This window comes from Dolichospermum circinale AWQC310F (assembly GCF_000426925.1).
In the GTDB taxonomy this organism is placed as follows: domain Bacteria; phylum Cyanobacteriota; class Cyanobacteriia; order Cyanobacteriales; family Nostocaceae; genus Dolichospermum; species Dolichospermum circinale.
Genome location: NZ_KE384717.1, coordinates 1 through 4,867, shown reverse-complemented (window position 1 = coordinate 4,867; position 4,867 = coordinate 1). Strand labels below are relative to the sequence as shown.

Sequence of the window (4,867 nt, the reverse complement as noted above, 5' to 3'; positions counted from 1 at the left end):
TAAGTAGGTGAACGGAAAAAAACCGACATAAGTAACGAAAAGTAAAGTTGCCCAAAACCTGTTCCCTGTCACCTGTTCCCTGTTCCCTTGTCATAACGACAACTTTTAACACCAACCTACTTAATAGATAGACTACTAGATGATTCTGCTCGCACTTTTCTAGTTTGTTCGAGTATTTTGTCTATATCCTCTTGGGATAAACGTTGAATGTAGTTAATTTTAACTTCTTCTAAAAAGTCATTTAGTAAACTTTGAATTTCTACTAAAACTTGCTTTTGCTGAATTTCTGAAGTGAATGAAGTTGTAAATTTTTCTATTAGCTGAGTAGAAAGTTTTGCTGCCATAGGATCTTTAATAGTATTAGATAAAGCTCCATAGATATTATGAGTAATTTGGGTTGCTATTTGTTCACTAATTTGTGTTTGAGCTTTACCTAATCCTGGTAACATGAGAATGTTATTATAGCCAGGTAATTGCTGACAAGCAATTTGAATACTATGGACTAAAATTGCATTTACTTCTGGTTGGATTTTTGGTAATACTTGATTAACCAAGGTTTTAATTAATAATCCAGTCATTGCTTCTACTTCATTGATATTATTGATATCTATGTAAGAACGCACATTTTCTGATTCTAATATCCAGCGTGTAATCTCACCTCGTTGAATTGAACCTTGAACTTGATTAATTACTTGAACTACGACAATTTCTGTAATTTCTTCCGCAAAATTAGCCAGAATACCTTGATGAATTTGTCTTCTGACTAAGTAAAAATCAACCAGCTTTGTTTGATCAAGTCGTACTGTTACTGGAATAACTCTTAACCAGCGCCAAATTGGTATTAGTAATAATAAATCATACCAACGCCAGAGAATTGCTTCTAACCAACTTAAATGACTATATCTACGTTTGATAAAAAAAGTCCGTCCTAATAATTCTATGGTAAATAGAACCACAAAAGGTAAATCAATTTTCCAAAAACTATCGAAAAGTTCCCCATTTTCATCAATTTTACGATAATAGTTGATCGCAATTCCTGGGCTAATTCTCTCGCGGAAAAAATCTATTTCTTGATTCCAACTATGTTTAGATAAATATTCCTGACTCCAAAAAGTATTAAATGCAGCTTTTGCAGATTTTTCTCCGATATGTTCCCGCATTCGGTTTTTAATTTTTTCCAGAGTTCCACTTTTTCCTGCTCCAGCAAAAGGATTAGTTTCAATCATCTCTTTAGAGAGGAAACGGAGGTTTTCTAACTTAGTTTTCACTTGAAAGGAGTTTAGCCCTGTTTGAGTTATCTGTGCTTCTAATTCCTCTACTGCTTGTAAATATTGTTTAGTATCACGATGAGATTCAATACCTTTAATGGGGTCATAAAATCGAGTAATTCCAGGAAGTCTGCGGAAGTAAAAATCTCGCCAGGGTACGTAACTTAAATCGAATAAAACTAATATTAAGTTAAAACTGGCGGTAATGGCCATTAATCTTTCAAACCAGAGGTTTCTTGGTTGGTAAATTCTTAATTTGTTCATCATTTTTTATATATAGGTTTTATATATAGTAAATTCCCAGTTTATGAAATAAAATAACATTAGTTTCAAAACTAATTTTCTAGCTGTTGTGTATTTATAATACTACCATAATTCTTCCTCAATGCAGATAATTTTGACTATCCTCACTGCTAATTTACCTAACTTTTAATTTATATTTTTCGCTTAAATGTTTATATGTTTTGTAGTAGTCTTACAAAAAAATATTTAATTAGATTAAAAATCTATATAATAAATATTAATTATTAACAAAGCATACTAAATGTAGAGTCTTTGTCGTTTTCAGAAAAAAAATCTTCACCTTGTTGACTTTTATTTCTAAAAGGGATAAAGTTCCTTTAGGAAACTAGTTGCAATAAATTTGCAAAAATATTGAAAATAATTCTTAATGGAGGAGAAAAATGAAAGTGTGTAAAAAAAGTCTGTATAGCCTTTGTGGAGGGTTGTTAGGGTTCACAGGAATGGTTTGGTACAGTTCAGGATTTTTGCCAATTGCGATCGCTCAAAATCCCACAAAACAAGCAAAAACAGGCTTAATTGCTCAAAAAATGCAAGATATAACTATAATTTTTCCTAGCCGTTCTGATTCTACTGACTTGCAAAATAAAGCTAATAGTGTGGCCAAATTTTTATCAAAAGAATTAGGAATATCTGTCAAAGCGCAAGTAGGTGATGAAACAGCCGCAGTAGAGGCTTTAAGAGCAAATCGGGCTGATGTAGCATTTTTAAGCAGTCGTTCGGCACTCAAAGCGGAACAATTAGCAAATTCTCGGTTATATTTGGCTGAAGTTCGTAAAAATTACTCTGGAAGATACACTTATAATTCTGTTTTTGTTGTTCCTAAAAATAGTGAATTAAAAAGTAAAAATTCCGGGAAAGCAACCCTAGAACAACTAAGAGGAAAAACCATGGCTTTCACTTCTCCTACCTCTGGTTCTGGATTTGTTTTTCCAGTTAGTGAATTAGTAAAACTGGGTTTTGTTCCTAATCGTGATCGTTTAGATAGTTTCTTTGGTAAAGTTAGTTATGGTGGGAATTATAGTAAAGCTTTAGATGCTGTAGTTAGAGGTCAAGCTGATGTGGCTGTAGTATCGGAATATGCTCTTTTTCCTCCTTATTTAGCAGCGGAAAATAGAGATAAAATTAGAGTATTATACAAAATTTCTGGTGTTCCTGCTCATGGAATTGCGATTGATGATGATGTACCAGTTGTAGTCAGAGAAAATTTGATTAATGCTTTGTTAAAGTTAAATAAATCAGAAAATAATCAATTATTAACTGGTTTATATAATTCCACAGAATTGGTAAGAATTGATCATAATCGTCATCTGCTACCAGTGCGAGAAGCATTAAAAAATACAGGAATAGAACCATAGATATAAATAGAACCCACCTTTGTGGGTTAAAGACCTTTGGTTTTCTATTAGTCCTTTGATGAAGAAATTTTGTACTTAGGTTATTTATGACTATTTATCAAGTAGAAAAGACCAATTCCCACTCATTAAATTTATCTAGAAGTAACGTGAATTGCATTGAATGTTTTAATTTAGAGACAGATTATATTTCATCTCTAAAACGTCCAATTTTAAATAAAATTAACTGCAAAATTAATCAAGGTGAATTTGTGGCTTTATTAGGATTGAATGGTGCGGGTAAATCAACATTGTTAAAATCTTTCGTGGGTTTAGTACCTTTAATGAAAGGAGAAATTAAAATCAATGGTGTTTCTTGCTCTCAACAAAAATTACCACAAATTCGTCGAGATGTGGGAATGTTATTTCAGGGAGGAGGATTAATTCGACAATTATCAGCTATTGATAATGTCTTATGTGGAAGATTAGGAGTTAGAAAAAACCGACAAACTTTATGGGGATTTCCTCAAAGCGATCGGAAATTAGCCTTAGAATTATTAAAACAATTAGGCTTAGGAGAACACATATATCAAAAAACTAGTAAATTGAGTGGTGGACAACAACAAAAAGTAGCAATTGCTCGTGCATTAATGCAGTCTCCGCAAATACTTTTAGCTGATGAACCTACTACAGGTTTAGATATAATAGCCTCACAACAAGTAATGACAACTTTATCTGAATTACATCAACAAGGTTTAACTATTATTACTGTTTTACATGATTTAGCTTTAGCTACAGAATACGCTCAAAGAGCTATTATTTTAGACAAAGGTGAAGTAGTTTATGATGGTAAATGTGAAAATTTACAAGCTCAATTTTCTTGAAAAGAGATAGTCCTAAGTTGACAGCAGTAGGGTGTGTTAGCACCAGCCTAACGCACCTTAGTAGGGTGTGTTAGCACCAGCCTAACGCACCTTAGTAGGGTGTGTTAGTATCAGCCTAACGCACCTTATGTATCTACTTAATATTTGCGGCTGAATGCTTACGAAAAATTAAAAATAGAAAATTTAACTTTGTTTTAAAAAATGAAACCCTTTCCTAAGTTACAAATTCTTCATCGTTATCCTTGGTTTGTTCCTTTAGTTATTTTCTTGTTGATGATCGAAGTTTATATCTGGTCCCTACAAGGATTAAAGGTTGATTTTCGCTTATTAAAAGATAGTTGGCCTTTCATTACGGACTTTATTTCTCGGCTATTTCCTCCAAATTTGCAAGTTTTAGATATTGCTATTCAAGGATTAATTGAAACTGTACAAATGTCTTTATGGGGAACAACTATAGGCGCAATTTTATCATTACCAATTGCTATGGCTAGTGCTAATAATATCGCTCCTTTATGGTTAAGATGGATAGCAAATTTACTCCAAAATGCTGTTCGTTCTGTACCGTCAATTATCTTAGGTTTAATCTTTGTCGCTGCTACCGGTTTAGGCGCACCTGCGGGAACATTAGCATTGTCAATATATACTATTGGATATCTGGCTAAATTTTATCAACAAGCTATAGAATCAGTAGATCATCGTTCTTTAGAGTCTTTACAAGTGATCGGTGCATCAAGAATGCAAATTGCTCAATATGGTATACTACCGCAAATATTACCGCTAGGATTAGGTTATACTTTATGGATGTTTGAATATAATATCCGTGCGGCTTCGGTTTTAGGAGTGGTTGGCGCTGGGGGGATAGGCTTTCAATTGAAAAGCTATATAGACGGATTTGAATATACTAAAGCGACAACTATGATGTTAGTGCTATTGCTAGTAGTGACAGTTATTGATTGGTTTAGTAGTAAATTAAGGCGTTATTTAGAATCAATATGACAAGGGAAGAGGGAAGAGGGAACAGGGAACAGGGAACAGGGAACAGGGAACAGGTGACAGGGAACAGGGAACAGGGAACAGGGAA

The 4,867-nt window shown here is 33.4% G+C and carries 4 protein-coding genes; 3 read left to right on the top strand and 1 reads right to left on the bottom strand.

Annotation, left to right across the window (positions count from 1 at the left end; all coding sequences use genetic code 11):
* Positions 1-116: 116 nt before the first annotated feature.
* On the bottom strand, positions 117-1,532 hold the full coding sequence (locus ACIR310F_RS0120375) for a hypothetical protein (protein WP_035368635.1): 1,416 nt from the start codon (positions 1,530-1,532) through the stop codon (positions 117-119).
* Positions 1,533-1,951: 419 nt separating this feature from the next.
* Here ACIR310F_RS0120375 and ACIR310F_RS0120370 point away from each other — a divergent pair, with 419 nt between their 5' ends.
* The 3 genes from ACIR310F_RS0120370 (at position 1,952) to phnE (ending at position 4,782) form a co-directional block, all read left to right on the top strand.
* Positions 1,952-2,926 (top strand): phosphate/phosphite/phosphonate ABC transporter substrate-binding protein, encoded by a 975-nt coding sequence (locus ACIR310F_RS0120370; RefSeq protein WP_028085423.1) that lies wholly within the window; start codon positions 1,952-1,954, stop codon positions 2,924-2,926.
* Positions 2,927-3,012: 86 nt separating this feature from the next.
* On the top strand, positions 3,013-3,786 hold the full coding sequence (locus ACIR310F_RS0120365) for a phosphonate ABC transporter ATP-binding protein (RefSeq protein ID WP_081677632.1): 774 nt from the start codon (positions 3,013-3,015) through the stop codon (positions 3,784-3,786).
* 201 nt (positions 3,787-3,987) lie between these two features.
* The gene (gene phnE / locus ACIR310F_RS0120360; RefSeq protein ID WP_028085421.1) at positions 3,988-4,782 is read left to right on the top strand and encodes a phosphonate ABC transporter, permease protein PhnE; all 795 of its coding nucleotides are present in this window, start codon (positions 3,988-3,990) and stop codon (positions 4,780-4,782) included.
* Positions 4,783-4,867: the final 85 nt, after the last annotated feature.